Origin of the sequence: Pandoraea commovens (genome assembly GCF_024704525.1) — a bacterium.
Classification (GTDB): Bacteria; Pseudomonadota; Gammaproteobacteria; order Burkholderiales; family Burkholderiaceae; genus Pandoraea; species Pandoraea commovens.
Genome location: NZ_CP102780.1, coordinates 5,482,108 through 5,509,089 on the forward strand (window position 1 = coordinate 5,482,108; position 26,982 = coordinate 5,509,089).

Below are 26,982 nucleotides of genomic sequence, written 5' to 3' on the forward strand. Positions count from 1 at the left end.
TTGATATCCCTAGTCGTCGTTTGAGTGCGCTCAATGCGCCGCGAAGGTCACGCGCTCCGGCACCGGCTTGAAGGTGCCGCGCTTGCTCCACAGCGGCATCAGCCAGAAGAATCCGAAGTAATACAGCGCGCCAATCTGCGAGATGGCCGTCTTCACGGGCGTCGGCTCCTGGATCCCCAGATACCCCAGCACCGCAAAAACAACGACGAGAATACCCAGCAACACCTTGTGGAATCCCGGACGGTAACGAATCGACTTCACCGGACTATGGTCCAGCCACGGCAGGAAGAACAGCGTCACCACCGCGCCGCCCATCACCACCACGCCCCAGAACTTCGCCTCGGTCAGGTACATCGCCAGCAGCAGCAACACCACGCCGCCTGACGCAGCCACCTTGGTTGTCACCGCCGCGCGGCCCTTGATCCACCAGACCGCCGTGACCAGCACCGCAATGCCCATCAGCAGATGCTTGAAGTCATCGGTGGTCGCGCGCAGCATCGAATAGAACGGCGTGAAATACCACACCGGTGCGATGTGCGGCGGCGTCTTGAGAGGGTCCGACGGGATGAAGTTGTTCGCTTCCAGGAAGTAGCCGCCCATCGTCGGCGCGAAGAACACGATCGCCGAGAAGACCATCAGGAACACGCCCACGCCCATGATGTCGTGAACCGTGTAGTACGGATGGAACGGAATCCCGTCAAGCGGACGGCCGTTGGCGTCCTTCTTGTCCTTGATCTCGACGCCGTCCGGGTTGTTCGACCCGACTTCGTGCAGCGCAATGATGTGCGCGACGATCAGACCGATGAGCACCAGCGGAATCGCAATCACGTGGAACGCGAAGAAGCGGTTGAGCGTGGCGTCCGACACCACGTAGTCGCCGCGAATCCACAGCGACAGGTCCGGGCCGATGAACGGAATCGCCGAGAACAGGTTCACGATCACCTGCGCTCCCCAGTAGGACATCTGGCCCCAAGGCAGCAGATAGCCCATGAACGCCTCGGCCATCAGGCACAGGAAGATCAGGCAACCGAACACCCACACCAGCTCGCGCGGCTTGCGGTACGAGCCGTAGAGCAGCCCGCGGAACATGTGCAGATACACCACGACGAAGAACATCGAGGCGCCCGTCGAGTGCATGTAGCGGATGAGCCAGCCCCACGGCACCTCGCGCATGATGTACTCGACCGACGCGAACGCGAGGTTGGCGTCGGGCTTGTAGTTCATCACCAGGAAGATGCCGGTGAGAATCTGGATCACCAGCACCAGCATGGCCAGCGAGCCGAAGAAGTACCAGAAATTGAAGTTCTTGGGCGCGTAATACTCGGATGCGTGGTCTTTCCAGAGCTGCGTGAGCGGAAACCGGCGGTCGATCCAGCCCAGCAAGCCCGTCGTGTCGACTTGTTTGTCGGCGGCCATTTACGCTTCTCCTTTTTCGTCTTTACCGATCACGATCTTGCTGTCGCTCAGGAACATGAAACGAGGAACGTCGAGATTCTTTGGCGCCGGCTTGTTCTTGAAAACACGGCCAGACATATCGTAGGTCGAACCATGACACGGACACAGGAAGCCCGGGTCCTGGCCAAGGGCCGGAATGGTATTCGCCACGTAAGGGCCGGAAGGGATGCAGCCGAGGTGCGTACAGACGCCGATGACAACGAGCAAATCCTTATGCTCGACGCGCGTGCGGAACTCGTTCTTGGCGTAATCCGGCATCGGAAAGGAAAACGTTTCCTTGGAGTCCGGATCGGCCAGTTCGGCGGTCACTTTGGACAGCGAAGCCATTTCGTCCGGCGTGCGGCGTACGATCCACACAGGAAGGCCGCGCCAGGCGACCGTCATCTTCTCGCCGGGCCGCAACCCGCTGATATCGGCTTCGACGGGCGCTCCGCCAGCCTTGGCGCGCTCCGAAGGTTCGAGGGAACTGACGAAAGGAACCACGGTTACAACGCCGCCTACGCCTCCTACTACGGACGTTGCAATCAAAAGGTTCCGGCGGTTGCTGTCGACGGCACGTTTCTGATTGTTACTCATCACAAGCCCCACACGGTTGAATTTGTATTTCCGTCAACCTTAAATCATACGCGAGCGTAAATGCCTGAAACAACGGCAAAACGCCTCAGTCTCCTAGTGGTTTTCGCGTATTTTCAAAGGATTAACGTACCCTGCGGGTGGCTACCGCCCACCCGGGGTTTCGCTTTTGGGATGCTGCTCGAGAACCGCTATGATCGCCGCTTTCGTTGACGCGTGCACGACATTTAGTCATCATTTTCCTTGTCTCGCCCCGGTGACATCGTGCGCGACAGCGATGCTCGCCTGGCCACTCATTAAAACAGCGGAGGAATGGCATGAGCTTCATGTCGGAATTCAAGGAATTTGCCGTCAAAGGCAATGTGATCGATCTGGCCGTCGGTGTGATCATCGGTGGAGCCTTCGGCAAGATCGTCGATTCGGTCGTCAAAGACCTGATCATGCCGATCGTCGGCGCGATCTTCGGCGGACTGGACTTCTCGAGCAAGTTCATCCTGCTCGGCACCATCCCGCCTGACTTCAAAGGCAACCCCACGTCCTACGCCGACCTGACCAAGGCCGGTGTTGCCGTGTTCGGCTACGGCAACTTCATCACCGTCGCCCTGAACTTCCTGATTCTGGCGTTCATCATCTTCATGATGGTCAAGCAGATCAACCGCCTGAAGCGTCCGGAGCCGGAAGCCCCGGCCGCCCCGGCACCGACCCCGGAAGACATTGTTTTGCTGCGCGAAATCCGCGACAGCCTCAAGAAGCAGAACGGGTAAGGCAACCGCCAGAACCGCCCGGAGCCGCCGCCCACGGGTGGCGGCTTGTGATTCGCGCCCCCAGGTCTTAGGCCGGGTTCGGCATATCGAAGAATCGATGTTCGAGTCCGAAGCGTTCGGCGACATGCTCGCCGAGCGCGCGGGCGCCGCCACGTTCAGTCGCGTGATGCCCCGCTGCCAGATACCCCACCCCGCTTTCCATCGCGAGGTGCTGCGTGGGTTCGGACACCTCACCGCTGATGTACACGTCCGCCCCGGCGGCAATCGCCGCTTCGAAGAAGCCCTGCGCCCCGCCGGTGCACCACGCCACCCGGCTCACCTGACGGCTGGGATCGCCCAGCATCAGAGGCTGGCGTCCCAATTGCTTTTCGACGTGTGTCGCCAGGTCCGCTAGCGTCATCGGTTGCGCGGTCGCACCGAGCCATCCGAGCTGATCGGGACCGAAACGACCGCCATCGTCGGCGAATCCCAGCAGCTTGCCGAGTTGGGCGTTGTTGCCCAGTTCAGGATGCGCATCGAGCGGCAGGTGATAAGCGAACAGACTGATGTCGTTGCCGATCAACAACCCGAGACGCTTGCGCTTCATCCCGGTAATGCGGGCTTCTTCGTTCTTCCAGAAATAACCGTGGTGGACGAGCACGGCATCCGCACCCCAGTCGCGGGCGGCTTCGAGAAACGCCAGGCTTGCGGTCACGCCGCTGGCGATTTTCTTTATCTCGCTGCGCCCTTCGACTTGTAGGCCGTTCGGGCAGTAATCGCGAAATTGCGCGGTTTGCAGGGTATCGTTCAGATACAATTCGAGTTCAACACGATTCATATAAGGCCTCGCTTCTTCATGCTCAGACGCTTCTGGCTACTGTTCGCGCAAGCGGTCACCGTGCTGCTTGCGTTGCTCTTCATCATCGCCACTCTCAAGCCTCAGTGGCTGCAACGCCAGGGTTCATTCGGCAAGCAACTCGCCAATCCGATCATCGCCTTGCAGGAAGTCGCGCCGAGTCTGTCCGACAAACCGGCAGCGGGCTCCTATGCGGATGGCGCACAAAAGGCCATGCCTGCGGTCGTCAGCATCTTTTCCAGCAAGGAACAAAAGCAGAATCGCGACCCGCGCCTCGATGATCCGCTGTTCCGCTATTTCTTCGGAGACGGCGGCGGCACGGTGCGTCAGGACCCGGTGTCGAGCCTCGGCTCTGGCGTGATCGTGAGCAGCGAAGGCTATATTCTCACGAATCATCACGTGGTGGACGGCGCGGACGAGATCGAAGTCGCGCTCGCGGACGGCCGCAAAGCGCGCGCCAAGCTGGTCGGCAGCGATCCAGAAACCGATCTGGCCGTGCTCAAGATCACGCTCGACAATCTGCCCGCCATTACCCTCGGTCGCATGGAACAGGTGCGCGTGGGCGACGTGGTCCTCGCCATCGGCAACCCGTTCGGTGTGGGCCAGACGGTCACGATGGGCATCATCAGCGCGCTGGGCCGCAACCACCTCGACATCAGCACGTTCGAGAACTTCATCCAGACCGATGCCGCCATCAACCCCGGTAACTCGGGCGGCGCGCTGGTCGACGTGAACGGTAATCTGCTGGGCATCAACACGGCGATTTACTCCCGCAGCGGCGGCAATATGGGCATCGGCTTTGCGATTCCCGTGTCGACGGCGCGCTCGGTGCTCGAAAGCATCATCACGACCGGCGGTGTTACGCGCGGCTGGGTCGGTGTCGAACCGCAGGACATCACCTCGGACATCGCCGAGTCGTTCGGCCTGCAACAGGATTCCGGCGTCATCATCGCGGGCGTCGTGCAGGCCGGTCCGGCCGACAAGGCAGGCGTCCAGCCGGGCGATATCCTGACGAAGGTGAACGATGAGTCGATTCGCGACACGACCGAATTGCTCAACGTCATCGCCCAGATCAAGCCGGGCACGCAAGCCAAGCTGCATGTCACGCGCAAGAAGAAGGAACTGGATCTGACGGTGACGATAGGCAAGCGTCCGCCGCCGCCCAAGCGTCCGGCACAGGACGAAGACGACGGCAGCGACGACAACAACGCTGACTGATCGGCGGGGGAAACGAAACACCCCGGGTAACGAATAACGGCTGCGCTTCGGCGCGGCCGTTTTCGTTTTGGCGTCCGTCCTGCGAAGAGACTCGAGCGAGGGCTACAAACGACCGCCCACGCTCGTCAGTGCTCAATGACACGCGACCGGCCTCTCCCTCATGAGCCAACAAAAAAGCACGGGACGAAACCCGTGCTTCCTTGTGTTGACCTGGCAGGCTGCGATTAAGACGTCGCCTTGCCGTCCTCTTCGCTGCTCTCGCCGTTGGGGGCATGCCCCTGTTTGACGAAGATCCGTGCAGCGATCAGGCCCAGCTCATAGAGGATACAGAGCGGTACGGCCAGCATCAGTTGCGAGAGGATGTCCGGCGGCGTGACGACCGCGGCCAGCACGAACGCGCCCACCACCACATACGGACGAATCTGCTTGAGCTTGGCGATGCTCACCACGCCCATGCGGGCGAGCACGACGACGACGACCGGCACTTCGAAGGTTACGCCAAACGCCATGAACATCGTCAGCACGAAGCTCAGGTAATTGTCGATATCGGTGTTCATCTCCGCGCCCAGCGGCGCGTTGTAGTGCGCGATGAAGTGGAACACCGTCGGAAAGACGAGGAAATACGCGAACGCCATGCCGATCAGGAACAGCGAGTAACTGCTCACAACCAGCGGCATCACCAGCTTCTTCTCGTGCTGATACAGCCCCGGCGCGATAAACGCCCACACCTGATACAGCACGATGGGCAGCGCAATCACGAACGCGACCATCAGCGTGACCTTCATCGGGACGAAGAACGACCCGGTGATGTCGGTGACGATCAGCTTGCCGTCTTTGGGCAGCGATTGGGTGAGCGGGCGGGCAAGTAACCGGAAGATGTCCGGGGCCCAGTAGACCAGCGACAGGAAGACCACGATCACGGACGTGCCCGCACGAATGATGCGGTTGCGCAGCTCGACCAGATGCGAGATGAAGGTCTCTTCGGTGCCCCCTTCGGGGATTTGTTTCTCGTCGCTCACGTCGACTTATCCAGGAATGAAGCCAGCACAGTGCCCGATGGCGGGAAGTTCGGCGCGATTATGCCTCGGAAGGCCTCAGAAGAACTTGATGGGCCGGCGCAGCTTGGCCGGTGTGTGACGCGCCACGCGCGCCGCACCCGACTGCACCTGCGTGCGCGTCGTGCTGGCCTGCTTGAACCACATGGGCGTCGCGGCCCGGCGCACACGCCAGTTGCGGCGCTTGGGCTTCGCGCGGAGGCTCGACGTCACCACCGGTTCGGACAGATAGCTGTCGGAATACCCAGTCGCGGCATCGGTGCCGCCCCCGGCGGTCTCGTTCGACGACGTACCGGTGGCGCTCGCCCAGGCATCATTGAGCGACGCCTCCTGCTCATGCAACTGCTTCTGAACGGTGTTCTGCGCGCTGCGGGCCGCGTCCTCGAACTGGTTGCGCATGTTGCGCAGCTCGTCGAGTTCCATCTCGCGGCTCACTTCGGCCTTCACGTCGTTGATATAGCGTTGGGCGCGACCAAACAGCGCGCCCGCCGTGCGTGCCACTTTAGGCAGGCGTTCGGGACCGATCACGACCAGCGCAACCACGCCGATCAACATCAGTTTGGAAAGGCCGAGATCGATCATGTCGACGCCGACTTAGCCTTGCTTGTGATTGCTCGCGTCCTTGGCCTGCACGTCGATGGTGGTCGAATCGCGCAGTTCCTTGGCAGCCGCCGGATCTTCCTTGGACGGGGAGGCTTCGCCTTCCTTCATGCCGTCCTTGAAGCCCTTGACCGCACCGCCCAGATCGCTACCCATGTTGCGCAGCTTCTTGGTGCCGAAAACCATCATCACGATCACCAGCACGATCAGCCAGTGCCAAATACTCAACGAACCCATGACCACTCTCCTTGCGTTTACCTACCTCTGCCGCGTCGCGACGAGGTTTTATCGAGCCCCGCTGCGCAGGCCCTCAAGCCTTTGGCGCAGTGCGCTATGTTTGCCCCGCGTTACTCATGTTACGCAACCATGTGCCCCATTGTGGCACATTGCGCGTCACGTCTAGCATCGTAACCGGGCGCGACGCCGGGTAGAAATAAATGTTTCGTGAAACCTTTCCCGATGCGGGAGCGTTGCACCATTCCATCACATAACGCGGCAAACCGTCGCGATATTCCCGGACTTCGCTGTCGCGCTGACTTTACATGCGCTTCCACGGCCGCGGTCCGGCCAGAATGTGCATGTGAAGATGATAAACCTCCTGCCCGCCACCCGGTCCGGTGTTCATCACCACGCGAAACCCGTTACCGTCGATGTTCGACGCGTCGCCATCGAAGGCGTAACCCTGCTCGCGGGCCAGCTTCGGCGCAAGCAGCATCATCTTGCCGAGCAGCGCCTGATCTTCCGGCTGGCAGTCCTGCAACGTGGCGATATGCTTGCGCGGAACCATCAGCAGGTGCAGGTCGGCGGCCGGATTGATGTCCTTGAACACCACGACGTCGTCGTCGCTGTAGACCTGCGCGCTCGGGATCTGCCCGGCGACGATTTTGCAGAAGATACAGTTGTCGTGCGTCATGCTTGTGTCTTCCTCTCGAATGCTCTGATGAATCGAAGCGCCGCCCCGCATGCCTCAGGCGCGCGCCGCGTACATGGGTTTGTTGTCGTTCAGATACAGCCAGCCCTTGACGATCCGGTACAGCGTCCAGATGCCGAGCACCCAGAGAATCGCGAACCCGACCACCACGACGGCAAGCGCCACACCCAGCACCGCCCAGACCACCGACCACCAGAAGGTGCGGATTTGCCAGGTGAAATGCGACGCGTACAGCGTGCCGGCCGCGTCGTCGCGTTTGATGTAGTTGATGATGATGGCCACGATGGCGGTCACGCCGCCGGTGAGCCAGAACAGCGCATACAGCGCGTAGAGCACGTGCGTGAGCTTACGCATCGCACGTTCCTGCTCCTCGCTAGGGGCACTCGCGACCGTTGTCGTGTTGACGGTATAGGGATGGCCCGGGCCGCCGGATTGTTGCGGATCGTTCATGAAGCGTCTCCTCTTGAGAGCCTGCGTAATGTCTCGGGATGACTCGGCAGTGTCGGACAAATGGAGTGCAGGGAGCAAATTGGGCTGGGGGTGCTGCCGCAAGACAGCGGCAGACGCCGATGTCAGTCCGCGTGTTCGCCGCGCGTGCCGCGCTGTGCCTTCTCGACGAGGCCCGAGAGCCCCTCGCGGCGCGCGAGCTCAGCAAGCACTTCGTTCGGGCTCAGGTCGTGGTGAGCCAGCAGCACCATGCAGTGGAACCACAGATCGGCCGTCTCGTTGACGAGCTTCTGACGCAGATCGTCCGCCCCGCCAATGCGAATGTCCTTGGCCGCGAGCACGACTTCGGTCGCTTCTTCGCCGATCTTCTTGCAGATGGCGTCGTCACCCTTGTGAAACAGACGGGCAACGTAAGACTTGTCGGGATCGGCGCCCTTACGCGACGCGATCACTTCGGCAACACGCTCGAGCGTATCGTTCATGGCAATCACTTGTAGATCTTGTTCGGGTCCTTGAGCACCGGCTCGACGGTGGTCCACTGACCTTCCGCGGCGTTGCCCTCGAACTTCTGGAAGAAGCAGGAATGACGGCCCGTGTGGCACGCGATGCCATCGTTCTGCGTCACCTTGAGCAGCACGACGTCTTCGTCGCAATCGAGACGGATCTCATGCACCTTCTGCACGTGCCCCGACTCCTCGCCCTTGTGCCACAGACGCTTGCGCGAACGCGAGTAGTAGACGGCCTCGCCGATTTCCACGGTGCGCGCGAGCGCTTCGCGGTTCATCCAGGCGAACATCAGCACGTCGTTGCTGCCGACTTCCTGCGCGATCACGGGCACGAGGCCCTGCGCGTCCCAACTTACTTTGTCCAGCCAGTCTTGCGTCATGATGCGTCGAGTCCCGTTCAGAGGCCTTACAGACGTACGGAAATGCCCTTATCGGCCATGAAGCGCTTCGCTTCGCCGACGGTGTGCTCGCCGTAGTGGAAGATGCTCGCGGCCAGCACGGCATCCGCATGGCCTTCGGTCACGCCGTTGGCCAGATCGGCCAGCGAACCCACGCCGCCCGAGGCGATCACGGGAATGCTCACAGCGTCGGACACGGCGCGCGTGAGCGCCAGGTCGAAGCCGCTCTTGGTGCCGTCGCGGTCCATGCTCGTGAGCAGGATTTCGCCAGCGCCCAGCGCTTCGATCTGTTTGGCCCAGGCCACGGCGTCGAGACCGGTGTTCTTGCGACCGCCGTGCGTGAAGACTTCCCAGCGCGGGGCTTCGCCGTCGGCCGAGACACGCTTGGCGTCGATGGCCACGACGATGCATTGCGAGCCATACTTGGCTGCCGCATCGGCGACCAGTTGCGGATTCGCAACGGCCGACGAGTTCATGCTGACCTTGTCCGCACCGGCATTGAGCAGACGGCGAACGTCTGCCACTTCGCGCACGCCGCCACCCACCGTGAGGGGGATGAAGACCTGCGCGGCCACCGCTTCGATGATCGGCAAAATGAGATCGCGTCCGTCGGAGGTCGCAGTGATGTCGAGGAACGTCAGTTCGTCCGCGCCCTGCTCGTCATAACGGCGGGCGATCTCGACGGGGTCGCCCGCGTCGCGAAGTTCGACGAAGTTGACGCCCTTGACCACGCGGCCGGCCGTCACGTCCAGACACGGGATGATGCGTTTAGCGAGAGCCATGATGTTGGCACGCGAGACGGCCGCAGCCGTAGTCCCGCTTATGCCGCTCCTTCGGAAAGCTCGTCCGCGCGCGTTTGCGCCGACGAGAAATTCAGATCGCCCGAGTAGATGGCACGGCCGCAGATGACGCCTTCGACGCCCTCGCTCTCGACCTTGCACAGCGCATCGATATCGCCCAGATTCGACAGTCCGCCGCTGGCGATCACCGGCACGGTCACCGCCTGCGCGAGGCGCACCGTCGCTTCGATGTTGATGCCCTGGAGCATGCCGTCGCGGCCGATGTCGGTGTAGATGATCGATTCGACGCCGTAGTCCTCGAACTTGCGCGCCAGATCCACGACTTCGTGGCCGGTGAGCTTGCTCCAGCCGTCGGTGGCAACCTTGCCGTCCTTGGCGTCGAGACCGACGATGATGTGGCCGCCGAACGCGCTGCAGGCATCGCGCAGGAAGCCGGGGTTCTTCACGGCTGCCGTACCGATGATGACGTACGACAGACCGGCGTCGAGAAAGCGCTCGATGGTGCCCAGGTCGCGAATGCCGCCGCCCAGTTGCACGGGGATGTCGGCGCCGACTTCCTCGACGATGGCGTGGATAGCCGCTTCGTTACGCGGCTTGCCAGCAAATGCACCGTTCAAATCCACCAGATGGAGGCGGCGCGCACCTTGCTCGACCCAATGTCGAGCCATGGCGGCGGGGTCCTCCGAGAATACGGTGGCTTGATCCATGTCGCCTTGTTTAAGGCGAACACATTGACCGTCTTTAAGGTCGATGGCCGGGATGAGCAGCATAGGCAATCGTGAAACGTCGCTAGTGGGAAGTAAAAGGAATTCGCAAGTTACGCGGACAACATAAAACCGACCCCGGTCTTGCCGGACTTCGGCGCGTCGGGATCGGGTTCATCAACATGACACAGTATAAGCCGTGATGGAGGGCACGCTCGGGAAGGAAACCGGATTCCGGCGCGTCGCACGGGTCGTCATCAGGGCTTCCACTGTGCAAAATTGCGGTAAAGCGCAAGGCCCGCCTGGGCGCTCTTTTCCGGGTGAAACTGAGTGGCGAAGATATTATCTTGGGCCACAGCACAGGTAAAGGGCACTCCGTAGACCGTCTCGCCGGCCGTCAGTTCGGGCTTCGCGGGCACAACGTAGTAGCTGTGCACGAAGTAAAAATAGCTGTCGTCGGGCACGCCGGCCCAGATCGGGTGGGCGCCCTGCGTCTGATGCACGCGGTTCCAGCCCATTTGCGGCACCTTGAAGCGCGAACCGTCATCCTGCACCTGACCTTCGAGATCGAAGCGCACCACGCGGCCCGGCAGCAGGCCCAGCGCAGGGGTGTTGCCTTCGTCCGACATATCGAACAGCATCTGCTCGCCCACGCACACGCCGAACATCGGCTTGGTGGCGGCAGCTTCGACGACGGCCTCGCGCAGGCCCGACTCGTTCAGGCAGCCCATGCAGTCGCGCATCGCGCCCTGCCCCGGCAGCACCACACGGTCGGCGGCGCGAATCTCGGCGGCGTCGCTGCTGATGCTCACGTCGGCCTCCGGGGCTGCGGCACGCAGCGCCTGATAGACCGAGCGCAGGTTGCCCATTCCGTAGTCGACAATCGCAATCTTATTCATCTCAAACCCGGCAGCAGTATTTTCAAACCATCGATAATGAATTCCACGGCGAGCGCCGAGAGGATCAACCCCATCAGGCGCGTGCCGATGTTGATGCCCGTGCGCCCGAGCCAGCCTTCGATGCGACCGGCACTGCGCAACGCCACCCAGCACACCGCACCCACCCCTACGCCAATCGCCATGAGCGCCAGAATCTGCGCCCAGCCATGCGCGCGGCCGGAGTAGATGATCACGGTACTGATCGTCCCCGGCCCGGTGAGCAGCGGAATCGCCAGCGGCACCACGGCGATGTTCGGCCGCTCCTCCGCTTCGTGACGCTCTTCCGCCGTCGCCCGCGTGTTCCCCGTCTGCGCGTTGATCATGTTCACCGCCATGAGCAGCATGATCACGCCACCACCGACTTCCAGCGACGCAATCGAGATGCCGAAGAAGCGGATGATGGCCTCACCGAACAGTCCCGAACCCGCCACCACCAGTGCAACGGCAATCGCCGCAACGTTGATCGTGTGGCGCTTCTCTTCCCGTGTCTGCGTGGACGTCAGGCTGATGAACAGCGGAATCGCCCCGAGCGGATTGATCAGGGCCAGCAACGAGATGAAAAACTTGAAGGCGTCGAGCGTCATAAGGGGCACACGGCGCCGGCGTCCGGCCGGTCGATGAATCTTCGCAGGGGCGCCGGACTCGCGTCCGGCGGGCTATCCGGCTGGCGACGCCGGTCAGACCGGCGTCACAAGCGCTACAGACCCGTCAATGTCAGAGGCTTCCCTTCGTGGACGGCACGACACCCGCCGCACGCGGATCGATCTCGACCGCCATGCGCAGGGCACGACCGAACGCCTTGAACACCGTTTCACACTGGTGATGGGCGTTGATGCCGCGCAGGTTGTCGATATGCAGCGTGACGCCCGCGTGATTCACGAAGCCACGGAAAAATTCGATGAGCAGGTCGACGTCGAAGTTGCCCACGCGAGCGCGCGTGAAAGGCACATGGAATTCGAGACCGGGACGACCCGAGAAGTCGATCACCACCCGCGAGAGGGCTTCGTCGAGCGGCACATAGCTATGGCCGTAACGCACGATACCCTTCTTGTCGCCGATGGCCTTGGCCACCGCCATACCCAACGTGATGCCGACGTCTTCCACCGTATGGTGATCGTCGATGTAGGTATCGCCCTTGGCTTCGACATCCATGTCGATGAGGCCGTGGCGCGCGATCTGGTCGAGCATGTGGTCCAGAAACGGCACGCCGGTATCGAGCGTCTTCCGGCCGGTGCCGTCCAGGTCGATCTTGACGCGTATTTGCGTTTCGCTGGTATCGCGAACGACTTCCGCAATGCGCATGATGGTGAGTTCTCGTCGTATAGCTTGTTAGAGTGATGCCGCCAGAGCCTTGGCCATTGCGGCATTCTCCGTGGGGGTGCCGACCGTCAATCTGAGGCAATTGGCCAGCAATACGTGCATTTTACCCACGTTTTTGATCAACACCTTGTGCGCGAGCAGGCCAGTGTGGGTTTTGTCGGCGTCCGGCACCCGAACGAGCAGGAAATTCGCGTCGCTGGCGAACACCGTCACCCCGGGAAGCGCCGCCACTGCGGCCGCCAGCCGGGTGCGCTCCGCGCGCAACTCGGCCGCCTGCGCGTCGAGCACGTCAAGGTGATCGAGCATAAATTCGGCGCACGCCTGCGTCAGCACGTTCACGTTATAGGGCGGACGCACCTTATCCAACTGATCCAGCCACTCGGCGCTGCCCGCCACATAGCCCAGCCGGATACCCGCCAGTCCGAGCTTGGAGACGGTGCGCATCACCAGCAGATTGGGGAATTCGGGCAGACGCGGCATCCACGTCTTGCCCGCGAACGGCTGGTACGCCTCGTCGATCACCACCAGCCCGTTGCCCGCCGCGCGCACCAGCGTTTCGATGTCCTCGTCGGCAAACAGGTTGCCGGTCGGGTTGTTCGGGTACGCCAGATAGACCACCGCGCCGGGATGCGCCGCAATCGCGTTCAGCATCGCAGGCATGTCGAGCGAGAAGTCGGCCGTGAGCGGTACGCCGACAAACTCGACCCCAGCGAACCGCGACGACATCTCGTACATCACGAAACCCGGCATCGGCGCGATGACCGCCGCACCCGGGCGTGCCGTCGCCATCGCGATCATGCTGATGATTTCGTCCGAGCCATTGCCGAGCAGCAGCTTCGCACCTGCGGGCACGCCCATCGTGCGCGAGAGCTTCTCAAGCAGCGCCTGCGGACGCGGTGCCGGATAACGATTGAGCGCCACATCGGCCAGACGCTGCGCCAGCGCGGTGCGCAGCGCATCGGGCAGGCCGTAGGGGTTCTCCATCGCGTCGAGCTTCAGAAAGCCGCTGGCATCGGGCACGGGATAGGTGCTCATGGCGAGCACATCGGGGCGAATCACTTGGTCGACGGACATGGCGAATCGAAGGCGATGGATGACGAATTAGGGATGAATCAATCGGGACGGAAGCGGCGACTCAGTTGAACGCGAACGTCAGCAACCCGGCATCCGCCCCGTCGATCTTGACGGTGCAACGGCGGCCGGTCTCCACGTTGCCGAGCGCGTCGGTAATGCGCTGCACGCGCACGCCCGTCTGCCACGACAACGCCTGCGCCACGGCCGGGCTCACCCGCGCGGGCGACTCCTCGGCCTCGCAGCGCATGGCGACGAGCCGGTTGCCGACACGGCCGAACACGCCGTGCGCCACTTCCTCGTCAGTGCCGCGAAGCGCGGTCTTGCCGTCCAGACGCAGCACGTACACGTCGTTATCGAACGCCTGACGCCGCACACACACCGTCATCTTCTCGACGGATGTGCCTTCGAATTTGGCGTGCTGGCAATAGCTGCCCGCGGCGTGCGCCGCCGTGGCCAGCGTCATGCCGAGACCGAACAGCACGACCGTCTGCACGGCAGAACGCAGCGCAGCCCGCACAAGGCGGGCTGGCAACGAAACCGATTTGGAAAGCTTGGAAACAGCGTTTGCGCGGGTCCGACGCCGGACAGTGGCCGGCGTCGAAGGACAATACGCGGGCCGCAGGGCGTCGTCGCGCATGTCAGGACTCGTGATGCAAACGGTATTCGGCGCTGCGCGCGTGCGCTTGCAGGCCTTCGCCGTATGCCAGTTCGGCCGCGATCTCGCCGAGCATGCGGGCGCCGCCCTCGCTCACTTCGATGAGGCTCGAACGCTTGATGAAGTCGTACACCCCGAGCGGCGACGAAAAACGCGCGGTGCGCGAGGTCGGCAGCACGTGGTTCGGACCGGCGCAGTAGTCGCCGAGGCTTTCGCTCGTGAACTTGCCGAGGAAGATCGCACCGGCGTGACGGATCTTGTCGCCCCACTGCTGCGGCGTCTCCGCCGAGATTTCCAGGTGCTCCGGCGCGATCACGTTGGCGATCTCGCACGCTTCGGCCGTATCGCGCACCTTGATCAGCGCACCACGGCCTTGCAGGGACGCTGCGATCACCTCACGGCGCGGCATGTCGTCGATCTGACGCTCCAGCGACGCGTACACACGCGCGATGTACTCGGCGTCCGGGCACAGCAGGATGGACTGAGCGAGTTCGTCATGCTCGGCCTGCGAGAACAGGTCCATCGCCACCCAGTCGGGATCGGTCGTACCGTCGCAGATCACGAGGATTTCCGACGGACCGGCGATCATGTCGATGCCGACGGTGCCGAACACGCGACGCTTGGCCGCCGCCACAAAGGCATTGCCCGGGCCGACGATCTTGTCGACAGCCGGCACCGACTCGGTGCCATACGCCAGCGCGCCGACCGCCTGTGCGCCACCGATAGTGAACACGCGGTCCACACCGGCGATGTGCGCCGCCGCCAGCACCAACGGGTTCTGCACGCCGTCCGGCGTGGGCACCACCATGACGATTTCCTTGACACCGGCCACACGCGCCGGAATCGCGTTCATCAGCACCGACGACGGATACGCCGCCTTGCCGCCCGGCACGTAGATGCCGACGCGATCGAGCGGCGTCACCTTCTGACCCAGTACCGTGCCATCCGACTCGGTGTATTGCCAGCTATGGCTGCCGCATTCGATGCGCTGCTTCTCGTGATAGGCACGCACACGCGCAGCCGCTGCTTCGAGGGCAGCGCGACGCTTCGGCTCAAGCCCTTCGAGCGCCGCCGCCATCACGTCGGCAGACAGCTCCAGCGCGCCCATATCGGAGGCGCTGAGACGATCGAACTTGTTGGTGTATTCGATGACGGCAGCGTCGCCGCGCGCTTTCACGTCGGCGAGAATTTCGGCGGCCGCACGGTCGATGGCGGCGTCTTCGCTCGCTTCGAACGCCAGAACGTCGCGCAACTGCGCGGCGAATCCTTCAGCGGACGAATCGAGTTTGCGAATATCGAGTTTCATGCTGTTTGCCGGGACGCCTGCTCGAAGGCATCCAGAATAGGCTGCAAAGACTCACGCTTCAATTTGAGCGCAGCCTGGTTGATCACGAGGCGGGACGAGATATCCATGATCTCCTCCACTTCCACCAGATTATTGGCCCGTAGCGTGCCGCCGGTGCTCACCAGATCGACAATCGCGTCGGCCAGACCCACGAGCGGGCCCAGCTCCATCGAGCCGTACAGCTTGATCAGGTCGACGTGCACGCCCTTGGCCGCGAAGTGTTCGCGCGCGGTCTGCACGTACTTGGTCGCCACACGCAGACGTGCGCCCTGACGTACGGCATTCGCGTAGTCGAAACCCTTCGGTACAGCCACAGACATGCGGCAACGCGCAATGTTCAAATCGATCGGCTGATAAAGGCCGCCACCGCCGTGTTCGATGAGCACGTCCTTACCGGCCACGCCGAAGTCGGCGGCACCGTATTGGACATACGTCGGCACGTCCGTCGCGCGCACGATGATCACGCGCAGATTCGGATCGGTCGTCGGCAGGATCAGCTTGCGCGAGGTTTCGGGATCTTCCGTCACCTCGATACCGGCCGCTGCAAGCAACGGCAGCGTCTCCGTAAAGATACGCCCTTTCGAGAGCGCCAGCGTAAGCGGTTGGGCCAGCGGCTGGGCCGGCTTGGCCGACTTCACGGTACTCATGCAATCTCTCCCTGGCATGCTTCGACACGCCGGATTCGCGCGCCCACGGCGCACAACTTGGCCTCGATACGATGATAGCCGCGATCGAGGTGATGAATGCGGTCGACGAGGGTGCGGCCTTCGGCCGTCAGACCCGCGACGATCAGACTGGCGGACGCACGCAGATCGGTCGCCATCACATGCGCGCCCGACAGACGATCCACGCCGGAAATCCGCGCCGTGTTGCCTTCGATGCCGATATTTGCGCCCAGACGCATCAATTCCTGCACATGCATGAAGCGGTTCTCGAAGATCGTTTCAACGACCTGCGACGCACCCTGCGCAATGCAGTTCAGCGCCATGAACTGCGCCTGCATATCGGTCGGGAACGCCGGATATTCCGACGTCCGGAAACTCACGGCCTGCGCGCGACGATCCATCTGCACACGCAGCCAATCCGCACCGCCGGTCACATTCGCGCCGGTCTCACGCAATTTTTCGATGACGGCGTCGAGCGTACCCGGCACCACGCGGCGCAGCGTAATGTCGCCGCGCGTGGCCACAGCCGCACAGAGGAACGTGCCAGCTTCGATACGATCCGGCACGACATCGTGCGTTGCACCATGCAAGCGCGCAACGCCCGTCACCACCAGACGATCCGTTCCGATGCCGTCGATCTTCGCGCCCATCTTCACGAGCAGATGGGCCAGATCGGTCACTTCCGGCTCGCGTGCGGCGTTGGCCAGCACGGTCACACCGTCGGCCAGCGTGGCCGCCATGAGCAGGTTTTCGGTGCCCGTCACCGTGATCATGTCCGTCACCAGCGTTTCGCCGCGCAGACGTGAGGCCTGCGCCACGATGTCGCCATGCGTCAGCGTGATCTCGGCACCCATCTTTTGCAGGCCCTTGATGTGCTGATCGACGGGTCGCGCACCGATGGCGCATCCGCCCGGCAGCGACACGCGCGCCTCGCCGCAACGGGCGAGCAGCGGGCCGAGCACCAGAATCGATGCGCGCATGGTCTTCACCAGCTCGTACGGTGCGGCCGGCTCGGTAATCTGCGACGCGTCCAGCGTCACCGACTCGCCGTTGCGCTCGACCTTCACGCCCATGCGCGCGAGCAGCGTCAGCATGGTGCGCACGTCGTGCAGATCCGGGACGTTGCCCAGCACAAGCGGCTCAGCCGTCAACAGGCTGGCACACAGAATGGGCAGCGCCGCGTTCTTGGCACCCGAGACGGTAATCTCGCCTTCCAGCCGCTCGCCGCCTTCGATTTCCAGGTGGTCTGCGGCCACACGCTCGCCAGCGAGAACCTCGCCGTTGCCGGCAGCGCCAGCGCTTTCTTGCGTAATCCTCATTGCGCCTGATACTCCGCCGGCGTGAGCGTCTTCATCGAGAGCGCATGGATTTCGGCCTTCATGCGGTCGCCCAGCGCGCCGTACACGAGTTGATGGCGCGCAATGAGGCGCTTGCCTTCGAACTGCGCGCTGACGATGGTCGCGAAGAAGTGCTGACCGTCACCTTCGACGGCCACGTGATCGCAAGCCAGACCGGCTTCGATGTACTGCTTGATTTGTTCGGGGGTAGGCAGCATGGCTGATCCTGGAGAAGTTCAGTGACGCAGTTTGTAGCCACGGCGCAGCAGATTCAGCGCCACGGTTGCGAGTATCAGGAAAGTCACGCCGACGACGGCGAGACTCGTCGTCGGGGCCACATCGGACACGCCGAAGAAGCCGTAACGGAACCCGTCGATCATGTAGAAGAACGGGTTGAAGTGCGAGACGGCCTGCCACAGCGGCGGCAGCGACTGGATCGAATAGAACACGCCCGCGAGGAACGTCGCAGGCATGATCAGGAAGTTCTGGAAGGCAGCGAGCTGGTCGAATTTCTCGGCCCAGATGCCCGCAATTAATCCCAGCGTACCGAGGATTGCCGCGCCGAAGAAGGCGAAGCCCAAAATCCACAGCGGTGCGGCAAATGTCAGATGCGTGAACGCGACCGTCACGAGGAAAACGCCCAGCCCGACCGCCAGCCCGCGCACGACAGCCGCCAGCACGTACGCGCCATACATCTCCCAATGGGAGAGCGGCGGCAGCAGCACGAACACGAGGTTGCCCGTAATCTTCGACTGAATCAGCGACGACGAGCTATTGGCGAACGCGTTCTGCAACACGCTCATCATCACCAGTCCCGGCACGAGGAACGACGTGTAGTTGATCTGATCGTAGACCTTCACGCGGTCTTCGAGCACGTGGCCGAAGATCATCAGATACAGCAACGCAGTGAGCACCGGTGCGGCCACGGTCTGGAAACTCACCTTCCAGAAGCGCAGCACTTCCTTGTAGAACAACGTGCTGAAGCCGGTCATGCTGCCACCTCCTGCGCGCGCGAACCCGACATGATCTGCACGAATACGTCCTCGAGGTCGGCCTTCTGAATGTCGATGTCTTCGACGATGCCGCCTGCCGCACGGCAGGTGGCGAGAATGGATTCCACTTCGTCGCAGCCCGACAGGCGCAGCGCGAACTGATGGCCGTTCGTGTCCTGACCGTCGACCAGCAACGGACGCAGCTCGGCCGGTAACGTGCCCTGCTTGAAGCGCAGCACGAGACGCGTGCCCGCAAAGCGCTGCAACAACGACGCCGTACGCTCCAGCGCCACGACTTCGCCGCGCTTGAGCATGGCGATGCGGTCGCACAGCGCTTCCGCTTCTTCAAGATAGTGAGTGGTCAGCACGATCGTGTGACCTTCGCGGTTCAGACGCGAGATGAACTTCCAGAGCGTCTGACGCAGTTCGACGTCGACCCCGGCGGTCGGCTCGTCGAGTACGATCACCGGCGGGCGATGCACCAGCGCCTGCGCCACCAGCACGCGTCGCTTCATGCCGCCCGAGAGCTGACGCATGTTCGCGTCCGCCTTGTCAGTCAGATCGAGGTTAGCCATCACTTCGTCGATCCAGTCGTCGTTGCGCTTGAGTCCGAAGTAGCCGGACTGAATACGCAGCGTCTCGCGCACGGAGAAGAACGGATCGAAGACGAGTTCCTGCGGCACCACGCCGAGCTTGCGGCGGGCGTCGCGGTAATCGCGCACCACATCGTGACCGAGCACACTGATGTTGCCCGAATCCGCGCGCGCGAGGCCCGCAAGAATGCTGATCAGCGTGGTCTTGCCCGCGCCGTTGGGGCCGAGCAGACCGAAGAATTCGCCTTCCTCGATCGAGAAGCTGACGCCCTTGAGCGCCTGCAACGCTTCATAGCGTTTTTTGACGTTACGGATTTCGATGGCGGCCATGACTGCACGCACCCGTCTTCGCGGGTACGCCATTATTGTTTTCCGGGTCGGGGGATTGCACCCACCAGAATGGCGGTGCCGGGGCCCGGACGGGGGTCACTGCCCAAAAGTCGGCAGAAAACCCCTGATTATAAAGGAAGCTGGTGGCGGCCGTGCTCGCGCCCGCCTTAACCGGTCTGTAACCTCGGTAACGCACCAGCGGCGCGGCACCGAAGGCTTATGGCCTGCGCCGCCCTGCGCCCAGCCATAAAAAAAGCGCCGTCACGTGACGGCGCTTCTTCGAAAGGGCGGCAGTCCGGCCGGACGAATCAGCTCGAGAGCAGATGGTCGACGCCGTACACCAGCGCAAGACTGGCCAGCCCTGTCGGCAAGTTAGTGAACGCCAACGTCGCACCGCGCCGACTCGCGTGACGGCGCAAAGCCAGCAGCACCGCGAGCGCCGACGAGTCGAAATGCGTGAGCCCGGCGCAGTCGATCTGGGTCTCGCCCGCGTCAATGCGATCGATGGCCCGCGCGAGGACGTCGCCGGCAGTGTCGTGAGTCAGGTCGGTTTGCAACGCGAGCATGGGCTTACTTGCCGCCTGCGAGTTGCTGGTTACGTTGCGTCAGGAACTGGATCAGGCCATCGACGCCAGATTGATTCACCTTCTCGGCAAACTGATTGCGGTACGTCTGAACCAGCCACGCGCCCAGCACGTTCAGGTCATACAGCTTCCATTCGCCGCTCGCCGTCTTGTAAAGACGGTAATCGAGCTCGATCGGTTGACCGTTGTTGACAACGCTCGTGTACACCACGGCATCGGTATCGCTCGGCTGACCGCGGAACGGCTTGTATTCGACCTGCTGGTCGCGAATCTGGGCAATGGCACCGGCATACGTACGCAGCAGCAGCGTCTTGAACTGTTCCGTCAACTGCTTTTTCTGCTCGGGCGTGGCCTGACGCCATGCAGCGCCGCTCGCCAGTTGCGTCGTCTTGGTGAAATCGGCGTGCGGCATGATCTTCTGCTCGACCAGACGCGTGATGCTGGTCATGTCGCCCTTCTGGATGTTGGGATCGCTCTTGGCCGCAGCCATCACTTCGTTCACGGTCTGCTTAACGAGCGCATCCGGGGACTGCGCTTGCGCCATGGCCGAGCCAGCGGCGGTGTACGTCATGAAAGCCATGACGGGAATGAGCCAGAACTTCTTCATTGTGGACTTCCTCTTTCGAGTGACGAGTGTTGCGGGTTTGGATACCCGCGCGGCGTCTGGAGTTCTCGGATTGCCGGGAGTGTCGTGTAACAAACTGTTGCTCGGAGACGACGCGACTATCGCCTGGATAGCGCGCCGGGCTCCGTTTCAACAACAGTCGACGACAGTCGTCGACGATCGATGACGATTAGCGACGGAAGGGCAAACCGCCCGGCACCATCTTGCCCGGCACGGGCGAGCCTTGCGGCGCGTCCGGTTCGGCATGCGCACCTGAGGCGGGTGCCGGAGCACTTGCGCCAGAGGCCGGTTGGGCGGCGGGCATCGGCTGTGCGCCAGCGCCACCGGCCGCTGCAGCACCTGCACCGTCTTCATCTTCGTAATTCGGCAGCGACGTATCGCTCGTCGCCCCGCCGTTCACCAGATACTTGCGACGTGCAAGATACGCGTCGCGCGTGAACGAGTACGGATCGAGCGCGGCGGCTTCGAGCAGGTTCGACGCGTCGAGCAGGTTGGCGCGCGTATTCACGAGACGCACACCATACAGCGAGTAGCTGATCCAGTCCGGCTTGATATACGACGTCGGGTCGATGAACATGTTACCGGCCATGCCGACGCCGTCGCGCACCGTGCTCGGGCCGAGCAGCGGCAGCACGAGGTATGGGCCTGCAGGAATACCCCACTTGCCCAGCGTCACGCCGAAATCCTGGCTATGCTTGGGCAGGCCCGCCGGCGTGGCGAAGTCGAACAGACCACCGACACCGAAGAAGGTGTTGATCGTCAGGCGCATCAGATCCTGCGCGGCGGCCGTGATGTCCAACTGAAGCAGGTTGTTGGCGACGTTGTACACGTCGCCAACGTTCGAGAAGAAGTTCGTGACCATGTCACGCGCCGGTTCCGGCACGGTGAAACGGTAGCCCTTTGCCACGGGCACGAGCACGGCCTTGTCGAGCGTGTCGTTGAACTTGTACATCGAACGGTTGAAACCTTCGATGGGGTCAGCGGGGTTGGGGTTCGTGACAGTGGCACAGCCTGCCAGCGCCAACGCGCCAGCGGCCAACACTGCCGAAGTACGGAAGCTGGTCATTTTCTCTTATTTTCCTTGGGTTACCGGTGCTGCCCCAGCCGCCGGCGCTGCCGCCGGTGCTGCCGATGCGCCGCCCGCCTGGGCGCCGCCGGCATCTGCTGCCTTGTTGTACAGGAACTGGCCAATCAGGTTTTCCAGCACGATGGCAGACTGCGTGAGCGTGATCGTATCACCGCCCTTGAGCATCTGATCATCACCCCCCGGCTCAAGTCCGATGTATTGCTCGCCGAGCAGGCCCGACGTCAGAATCTTCGCCGACGAGTCCTTCGGGAACTGGTACTGCGAATCCAGATTGAGCGTGACGTCGGCCAGATAACGCTTGTCGTCGAACTTGATCGACGCCACGCGCCCCACCACCACGCCAGCGCTCTTGACCGCCGCACGCGGCTTGAGACCGCCGATGTTGTCGAACCGCACCGTGACCGGATAAGTATTCGAGAACGACAGCGAGCTCATGTTGCCCGCTTTGAGCGCGAGGAACAGGAGGGCGGCAAAGCCGAGTACCACGAACAGGCCGACCCAGAAGTCGAGAGGGTGTTTTTTCATTGTGTCAGTGTGCGCAAACTGTCTGTCTATGTCTTGGCAGGCGAGCCGGCCTCTTAGCTGAACATGAGTGCCGTAAGCAGGAAGTCGAGGCCGAGCACGGCCAGCGATGCCTGCACGACCGTACGCGTCGTTGCACGCGACACGCCTTCCGGCGTCGGCTGTGCTTCGAAGCCCTGATACAGCGCGATGAAGGTGACGGCAATGCCGAACACGATGCTCTTGATGACGCCGTTCGCGACGTCCGCCCATACGTCCACGCCGCCTTGCATCTGCGACCAGAACGCACCGGAATCCACGCCGATCATCTCGACGCCGACGAGGTAACCGCCGAAAATACCGACCGCAGAGAAGATCGCCGCGAGGATCGGCATGGCGATCACGCCCGCCCAGAATCGCGGTGCGACCACGCGCGCGATCGGATCGATCGCCATCATCTCCATGGCGGTCAGTTGCTCGCCCGCCTTCATCAGACCGATCTCGGCGGTGAGCGACGTGCCCGCACGCCCGGCGAACAGCAGTGCCGTGACGACCGGTCCTAGCTCACGCACCAGCGACAGCGCCACGAGCAGACCGAGCGCTTGCTCCGAGCCGTACTTGTTGAGCGTGTAATAGCCTTGCAAGCCGAGCACGAAACCGACGAACAGGCCCGAGACGGCGATGATAACGAACGAATAGTTGCCGACGAAGTGAATCTGGTCCGTCACCAGACGCGGACGGCGCAGCAGCGCGGCGCTCGATCCGAGCATGCGCAGGAACATGCGCGCACCGTAACCCAGGCGCTCGACGTGGCCGCGAACAAAACTGCCAATGGTGGTAATCATGCACGCGCTCCGATACCGAAGTCTTCCGCGAGCGGCGGCGCGGGATACTGGAATTTCACGGGGCCGTCCGGCTGGGCGTCGATGAACTGGCGCACCGTCGGGTCGTTCGAGGCGCGCAGCGCGTCCGGCGCGCCCTCCGCGGCGATACGGCCTTCGCTGATGAAGTAGATGTAGTCGGCGATGGCGAACGTCTCGGCGACATCGTGCGAGACGATGATCGACGTCGCGCCCAGCGCATCGTTGAGCTTACGGATCAGATTCGCCGTAATCCCCATCGAGATCGGGTCCAGACCCGTGAACGGCTCGTCGTACATGACGAGGTCCGGATCGAGCGCAATCGTGCGGGCGAGTGCCACACGGCGTGCCATCCCGCCGGAGATCTCGGCAGGCTTCATGTCGCGTGCGCCACGCAAGCCCACAGCATTGAGCTTCATCAGCACGAGGTCACGGATCAGGTCTTCGTCGAGACGGGTGTGTTCGCGCAGCGGAAACGCCACGTTTTCGAACACGGTCATGTCGGTAAACAGCGCGCCGAACTGGAACAGCATGCCCATGCGGCGACGCAAGCGGTACCAGCCGTCGCGGTCGAGCGTGGAAACATCGGTCCCGTCGAAATCGACCTGACCTTTACTGGCGTGCACGAGACCGCCGATCAGACGCAGCACGGTCGTTTTACCGCAGCCGGAGCCCCCCATGACCGCAATGACCTTGCCGCGGGGAAACCGCATATTCAGCCCCGAAAGCACCAGACGTTCGCCATAACCAAAGCTGACGTCGCGCAGTTCGAGCAGATTTTCCGGATTCGGGGTAGGCACGTTTCGGGTCTTATAGTGCGGCGCAAAACGCCAATTATAGGGGGGTTTACCAATCGATGCCGTCCACGCCGGGTCGGCGAAAGCAAGGAATGGCGCTGCCCCGCGGGATTCTACAGGCCCCGGACGTATTGCTGCGATAACGTTCCAATAGCCGCAACGCCGCAAAAACCCAACGCCACCAAGGACTTATCGTCTTCTGGCCCCGTGCCGGTGTTGCGCCGTTGCTACAATACGACGTTTCGCCCTCGTCATCGTTCCTCGGGATGTCCTCCGCTACCCCTCCTACTTTCCGCCCCGTCGCGCCGCAGTCTACGGCGACATCGGACTTTCGGATTCGTCCGATGCAACCCGGCGACCTTCCCCACGTGCTGACGGTGCAGGCCCTCGCATATGGCCACCTGATGCTGGAATCGGAAGCCACCCTCGCCTCGCGTCTGGCGTTATCGCCGCAGACCTGCTGGGTGGCGGTGGATGCGTCAGATGCTGAGCCGGCCGGGCCGACGGACGCAGGCATCGCGGGCTATCTGTTCACGCACCCCTGGCATCTCACCGCACCGCCGCCGCTGGACACCGTCCTCGACGCGCTGCCGGACGCCCCCGATTGCTGGTACGTGCACGACATGGCGCTTGCGCCGCGCACGCGTGGCGCCGGCGTGGCCGGTCTGCTTTATGCCGCCGCGTTGTCGGCGGCGCAATCGCTCGGCCTGCGCGCCTCGGCATTGGTGGCCGTGCAGCAATCGCAGGGGTTCTGGGCCCGCTTCGGGTATCAGGTCACAGTGGACGTCTCGCCGCAGATCGCCGCCAAACTGGCGGGCTATGGCGATGGCGCAGTCTTCATGACGCGCGAACTGTAACCACCGCCAACGGCGCACAGCAAACTCACGGCCGTCGCGCGAATTCCTTCTGCATCGAACGCACGGCTGCGGCCACGTCCTCCGCTTCCGTCACGGCGCGCACGACGGCCGTGCATCCTACGCCAGTCTCGAGCACCTGCGGCAGGTTGGCCGCGTCGATGCCGCCAATCGCCACCAGCGGGTAATGCGGCGCGATGAGCCTCACGTAACGCGCCAGCTTCGCCAGCCCTTGCGGAGCGGTGGCGATGACCTTGGTCGTCGTCGGAAACACTGCGCCGACGGCCAGATAGCTTGGACGGAAGTGATGCGCCGCGAGAATCTCGTAATAGCCGTGCGTGCTGATGCCCAGCCGCATGCCGCTCGCGTGCAGCGTCGCGACTTCGTCGGCCGAGAGCGCCGCCATGTCTTCCTGACCGAGATGCACGCCGTAGGCGGCGGCCTGCGCCGCCTCACGCCAGTGATCGTTGATGAACCACGCGCTGTCGTGCGTCACTCGGCGACCCGCCGCCACCGTGCGCTCGATCTCGCTGCGCAGCCCCGGATGCGCCGGGTCCTTGATGCGCAACTGAACCGTCCCGACCTGAAGATCGGCCATCCGCTCGCACCAATCGGCGTCGGGCAGCACCGGGTAGAGACCCAGTCGCGTCGGGCACGCCGGAAAGCGCCCCGGCGACGGCACTTGACCGAGCACAGCGGGAAACGTCTCAAGCACGGTCGGCCATGCGCCCAGCGTGTCGACGTCTTCCGTACTCGCGTGACTGCCGTTCGTGCGCCATGCGCGGCCGAGCACCAACGCGTCGTGCGGTGCGAAACCGCAGTCCAAAAACGCGGCAAATGCAGGAAAGAATGCAGGATCGTCGACGCCCACCACACGATAGACGCCATCCGGCGTGTACAGCGTGTCTTCCACGTGCCCCTGCGCGAGGGCATGCGAGCAAAGCACGACCGCGCCATTCGCGCGCCACGCGTCCAGGCGGACGGACGCCGCCGTGCCCAGTCCATGCTCAGGCACGAGCGGCAACCAGACGACATCGCCCTGCCCAGCACTAACCGGTGTCTCGGCGTGCAGGCGCCATTGCGGCGATGTCGACTCGTCCGGCCACGGTGCGAGGCGCGCGCGGATCGCGTCGGCGGCCTGCTGCCAGGCCACCGCGAGCGGTGCGTCGGTGGGCAGGCATTGCACGTGCAGCATAGGCACAGCCCCGGCGGCGCGAGCATGCGTCGTCATGAAAAATCCTTGTTGATCCGGCCCCGCTTCGCGCGGCCGTGGGTCATGAAATCGGGAAGGGTCAGCTACCGGACTGATGCCAGAACGGCACGCCCACGACCGGGGTGCTGGCTTCGGCGCTCTCGCGCTCGGCCATCGGACCCGCGAGCCATGCGGCGCGTCCCGCCTTGATCGCTCCCGCGAACGCACCCGCCATCTCCACCGGCTGCGCGGCAAGCGCGACAGCGGTATTGAGCAGCACGCCGTCGTAGCCCCACTCCATCACCTGACAGGCATGCGACGGCAGACCGAGGCCCGCGTCGACGATCAGCGGCGTATCCGGCAGACGGTCGCGCAACAGACGCAGACCGTACGGATTGATCACGCCCTTGCCGGTACCGATCGGGGCACCCCACGGCATCAGCGCCTGACAGCCGACGTCGAGCAGTCGACGGCACAGCACCAGATCTTCCGTGCAGTACGGCAGGACCTTGAAACCCTCGCGAATCAGTTGCTCGGCGGCCGTCACCAGACCGAACGGGTCGGGCTGAAGCGTGTAGTCGTCGCCGATGAGTTCGAGCTTGATCCAGTCGGTCTCGAAGACTTCGCGCGCCATTTGCGCCGTCGTCACCGCTTCCTGCACTGAATGGCAACCCGCCGTATTGGGCAGCACCGGCACCGCAAGGCGGCGCAGCGTGTCCCAGAAATGACCTTCCGATGCTTGCGCCCCGGTGCCCGAGAGCTGACGGCGCAATGCCACCGTCACCATGCCCGGACGCGCCGCGTCGATGGAATCGTTCAGTGCTTGCAGCGACGGATAACGCGCCGTGCCGAGCAGGAAGCGGCTGCCGAAGCGGGTGTCGTAGAGCGTGAGCGCATCACGCGTGCTGCTTGCGGCCACGTTGTTCGATTCGGTGAATGCGTTCATT

Annotated in this window: 34 protein-coding genes; 3 read left to right on the plus strand and 31 right to left on the minus strand. The window is 63.0% G+C overall.

Features of this window, described 5'->3' with window-relative positions:
- Positions 1-30: 30 nt before the first annotated feature.
- Both NTU39_RS24640 and petA read right to left on the minus strand, forming a co-directional pair.
- Positions 31-1,416, minus strand: a complete 1,386-nt coding sequence (locus NTU39_RS24640) for a cytochrome b (protein WP_046289979.1) — start codon at positions 1,414-1,416, stop codon at positions 31-33.
- On the minus strand, positions 1,417-2,031 hold the full coding sequence (gene petA, locus NTU39_RS24645; protein WP_150666238.1) for a ubiquinol-cytochrome c reductase iron-sulfur subunit: 615 nt from the start codon (positions 2,029-2,031) through the stop codon (positions 1,417-1,419).
- 314 nt (positions 2,032-2,345) lie between these two features.
- Between petA and mscL the strand changes: the two genes are divergently transcribed.
- On the plus strand, positions 2,346-2,792 hold the full coding sequence (gene mscL, locus NTU39_RS24650; protein WP_039393586.1) for a large conductance mechanosensitive channel protein MscL: 447 nt from the start codon (positions 2,346-2,348) through the stop codon (positions 2,790-2,792).
- 67 nt (positions 2,793-2,859) lie between these two features.
- Here mscL and NTU39_RS24655 read toward each other — a convergent pair whose 3' ends face one another.
- Positions 2,860-3,609, minus strand: a complete 750-nt coding sequence (locus tag NTU39_RS24655) for a Nif3-like dinuclear metal center hexameric protein (RefSeq protein ID WP_257958782.1) — start codon at positions 3,607-3,609, stop codon at positions 2,860-2,862.
- Positions 3,610-3,627: 18 nt separating this feature from the next.
- On the opposite strand from NTU39_RS24655, the gene NTU39_RS24660 reads away from it, so the two are divergent.
- Positions 3,628-4,845 carry a Do family serine endopeptidase gene (locus NTU39_RS24660; protein WP_257958783.1) on the plus strand — a complete coding sequence of 406 codons (1,218 nt, stop codon included), beginning with the start codon at positions 3,628-3,630 and terminating at the stop codon, positions 4,843-4,845.
- A 224-nt stretch (positions 4,846-5,069) separates the two neighbouring features.
- Here NTU39_RS24660 and tatC read toward each other — a convergent pair whose 3' ends face one another.
- From tatC to NTU39_RS24790, 26 genes are all read right to left on the minus strand, one after another.
- On the minus strand, positions 5,070-5,864 hold the full coding sequence (gene tatC / locus NTU39_RS24665; protein WP_150666241.1) for a twin-arginine translocase subunit TatC: 795 nt from the start codon (positions 5,862-5,864) through the stop codon (positions 5,070-5,072).
- Between the two features lie 75 nt (positions 5,865-5,939).
- A complete protein-coding gene (tatB, locus tag NTU39_RS24670) occupies positions 5,940-6,482 on the minus strand; it encodes a Sec-independent protein translocase protein TatB (RefSeq protein ID WP_150666242.1) in 543 nt (180 codons plus the stop codon).
- A 12-nt stretch (positions 6,483-6,494) separates the two neighbouring features.
- On the minus strand, positions 6,495-6,737 hold the full coding sequence (gene tatA / locus NTU39_RS24675; RefSeq protein ID WP_039393592.1) for a Sec-independent protein translocase subunit TatA: 243 nt from the start codon (positions 6,735-6,737) through the stop codon (positions 6,495-6,497).
- Positions 6,738-7,038: 301 nt separating this feature from the next.
- Positions 7,039-7,413, minus strand: a complete 375-nt coding sequence (locus tag NTU39_RS24680) for a histidine triad nucleotide-binding protein (RefSeq protein ID WP_039393594.1) — start codon at positions 7,411-7,413, stop codon at positions 7,039-7,041.
- 54 nt (positions 7,414-7,467) lie between these two features.
- Complete coding sequence (locus NTU39_RS24685) at positions 7,468-7,785, minus strand: DUF4870 family protein (protein WP_150578368.1); 318 nt, start codon at positions 7,783-7,785, stop codon at positions 7,468-7,470.
- Between the two features lie 218 nt (positions 7,786-8,003).
- A complete protein-coding gene (locus NTU39_RS24690; protein ID WP_039401587.1) occupies positions 8,004-8,360 on the minus strand; it encodes a phosphoribosyl-ATP diphosphatase in 357 nt (118 codons plus the stop codon).
- A gap of 5 nt (positions 8,361-8,365) precedes the next feature.
- Positions 8,366-8,764: a phosphoribosyl-AMP cyclohydrolase gene (gene hisI, locus NTU39_RS24695; RefSeq protein WP_039393598.1), complete on the minus strand. Its 399-nt coding sequence runs from the start codon at positions 8,762-8,764 to the stop codon at positions 8,366-8,368.
- A 26-nt stretch (positions 8,765-8,790) separates the two neighbouring features.
- Positions 8,791-9,564, minus strand: a complete 774-nt coding sequence (hisF, locus tag NTU39_RS24700; RefSeq protein ID WP_039393600.1) for an imidazole glycerol phosphate synthase subunit HisF — start codon at positions 9,562-9,564, stop codon at positions 8,791-8,793.
- Positions 9,565-9,602: 38 nt separating this feature from the next.
- Positions 9,603-10,352 (minus strand): 1-(5-phosphoribosyl)-5-[(5-phosphoribosylamino)methylideneamino]imidazole-4-carboxamide isomerase, encoded by a 750-nt coding sequence (gene hisA / locus NTU39_RS24705; protein ID WP_257958785.1) that lies wholly within the window; start codon positions 10,350-10,352, stop codon positions 9,603-9,605.
- Positions 10,353-10,543: 191 nt separating this feature from the next.
- Positions 10,544-11,185, minus strand: a complete 642-nt coding sequence (hisH, locus tag NTU39_RS24710; protein ID WP_150666245.1) for an imidazole glycerol phosphate synthase subunit HisH — start codon at positions 11,183-11,185, stop codon at positions 10,544-10,546.
- A complete protein-coding gene (locus NTU39_RS24715; protein ID WP_039393607.1) occupies positions 11,182-11,808 on the minus strand; it encodes a MarC family protein in 627 nt (208 codons plus the stop codon). The genes hisH and NTU39_RS24715 overlap by 4 nt, the downstream gene beginning before the upstream one ends.
- A gap of 130 nt (positions 11,809-11,938) precedes the next feature.
- Entirely contained in the window at positions 11,939-12,526 is a 588-nt protein-coding gene (hisB, locus tag NTU39_RS24720; protein WP_039393608.1) for an imidazoleglycerol-phosphate dehydratase HisB, read from the minus strand.
- Positions 12,527-12,553: 27 nt separating this feature from the next.
- The gene (gene hisC / locus NTU39_RS24725; protein ID WP_150666246.1) at positions 12,554-13,618 is read right to left on the minus strand and encodes a histidinol-phosphate transaminase; all 1,065 of its coding nucleotides are present in this window, start codon (positions 13,616-13,618) and stop codon (positions 12,554-12,556) included.
- A gap of 61 nt (positions 13,619-13,679) precedes the next feature.
- Positions 13,680-14,150 carry a hypothetical protein gene (locus NTU39_RS24730; protein WP_150666247.1) on the minus strand — a complete coding sequence of 157 codons (471 nt, stop codon included), beginning with the start codon at positions 14,148-14,150 and terminating at the stop codon, positions 13,680-13,682.
- A 106-nt stretch (positions 14,151-14,256) separates the two neighbouring features.
- Entirely contained in the window at positions 14,257-15,579 is a 1,323-nt protein-coding gene (gene hisD, locus NTU39_RS24735) for a histidinol dehydrogenase (RefSeq protein WP_150666248.1), read from the minus strand.
- A complete protein-coding gene (gene hisG, locus NTU39_RS24740) occupies positions 15,576-16,229 on the minus strand; it encodes an ATP phosphoribosyltransferase (protein ID WP_095178579.1) in 654 nt (217 codons plus the stop codon). Before hisG ends, hisD begins: the two co-directional genes overlap by 4 nt.
- Positions 16,230-16,261: 32 nt before the next feature.
- Positions 16,262-17,602 carry a UDP-N-acetylglucosamine 1-carboxyvinyltransferase gene (gene murA / locus NTU39_RS24745; RefSeq protein ID WP_257958788.1) on the minus strand — a complete coding sequence of 447 codons (1,341 nt, stop codon included), beginning with the start codon at positions 17,600-17,602 and terminating at the stop codon, positions 16,262-16,264.
- Positions 17,599-17,838, minus strand: coding sequence for a BolA family protein (locus NTU39_RS24750; protein ID WP_039393621.1), 240 nt, complete (start codon positions 17,836-17,838; stop codon positions 17,599-17,601). The genes murA and NTU39_RS24750 overlap by 4 nt, the downstream gene beginning before the upstream one ends.
- 18 nt (positions 17,839-17,856) lie before the next feature.
- The gene (locus NTU39_RS24755; protein ID WP_039393623.1) at positions 17,857-18,612 is read right to left on the minus strand and encodes an ABC transporter permease; all 756 of its coding nucleotides are present in this window, start codon (positions 18,610-18,612) and stop codon (positions 17,857-17,859) included.
- Positions 18,609-19,535 carry an ABC transporter ATP-binding protein gene (locus NTU39_RS24760; RefSeq protein WP_150578367.1) on the minus strand — a complete coding sequence of 309 codons (927 nt, stop codon included), beginning with the start codon at positions 19,533-19,535 and terminating at the stop codon, positions 18,609-18,611. The genes NTU39_RS24755 and NTU39_RS24760 overlap by 4 nt, the downstream gene beginning before the upstream one ends.
- Before the next feature lie 308 nt (positions 19,536-19,843).
- Positions 19,844-20,101 (minus strand): STAS domain-containing protein, encoded by a 258-nt coding sequence (locus NTU39_RS24765; protein WP_150666250.1) that lies wholly within the window; start codon positions 20,099-20,101, stop codon positions 19,844-19,846.
- Between the two features lie 4 nt (positions 20,102-20,105).
- Positions 20,106-20,726: an MlaC/ttg2D family ABC transporter substrate-binding protein gene (locus tag NTU39_RS24770; RefSeq protein WP_150666251.1), complete on the minus strand. Its 621-nt coding sequence runs from the start codon at positions 20,724-20,726 to the stop codon at positions 20,106-20,108.
- A 187-nt stretch (positions 20,727-20,913) separates the two neighbouring features.
- Positions 20,914-21,810 (minus strand): MlaA family lipoprotein, encoded by an 897-nt coding sequence (locus NTU39_RS24775; protein WP_150666252.1) that lies wholly within the window; start codon positions 21,808-21,810, stop codon positions 20,914-20,916.
- 6 nt (positions 21,811-21,816) lie between these two features.
- On the minus strand, positions 21,817-22,356 hold the full coding sequence (gene mlaD, locus NTU39_RS24780) for an outer membrane lipid asymmetry maintenance protein MlaD (RefSeq protein WP_150578325.1): 540 nt from the start codon (positions 22,354-22,356) through the stop codon (positions 21,817-21,819).
- Between the two features lie 53 nt (positions 22,357-22,409).
- Positions 22,410-23,177: a lipid asymmetry maintenance ABC transporter permease subunit MlaE gene (gene mlaE, locus NTU39_RS24785; RefSeq protein ID WP_150666253.1), complete on the minus strand. Its 768-nt coding sequence runs from the start codon at positions 23,175-23,177 to the stop codon at positions 22,410-22,412.
- A complete protein-coding gene (locus tag NTU39_RS24790) occupies positions 23,174-23,992 on the minus strand; it encodes an ABC transporter ATP-binding protein (protein ID WP_150666254.1) in 819 nt (272 codons plus the stop codon). Before NTU39_RS24790 ends, mlaE begins: the two co-directional genes overlap by 4 nt.
- A gap of 341 nt (positions 23,993-24,333) precedes the next feature.
- Between NTU39_RS24790 and NTU39_RS24795 the strand changes: the two genes are divergently transcribed.
- Positions 24,334-24,846, plus strand: a complete 513-nt coding sequence (locus NTU39_RS24795) for a GNAT family N-acetyltransferase (protein ID WP_257958790.1) — start codon at positions 24,334-24,336, stop codon at positions 24,844-24,846.
- 25 nt (positions 24,847-24,871) lie between these two features.
- Here NTU39_RS24795 and NTU39_RS24800 read toward each other — a convergent pair whose 3' ends face one another.
- Positions 24,872-26,074, minus strand: coding sequence for a thiamine phosphate synthase (locus NTU39_RS24800; RefSeq protein WP_257958791.1), 1,203 nt, complete (start codon positions 26,072-26,074; stop codon positions 24,872-24,874).
- Positions 26,075-26,135: 61 nt separating this feature from the next.
- Positions 26,136-26,981, minus strand: coding sequence for a thiazole synthase (locus NTU39_RS24805; RefSeq protein ID WP_150666256.1), 846 nt, complete (start codon positions 26,979-26,981; stop codon positions 26,136-26,138).
- Position 26,982: the final 1 nt, after the last annotated feature.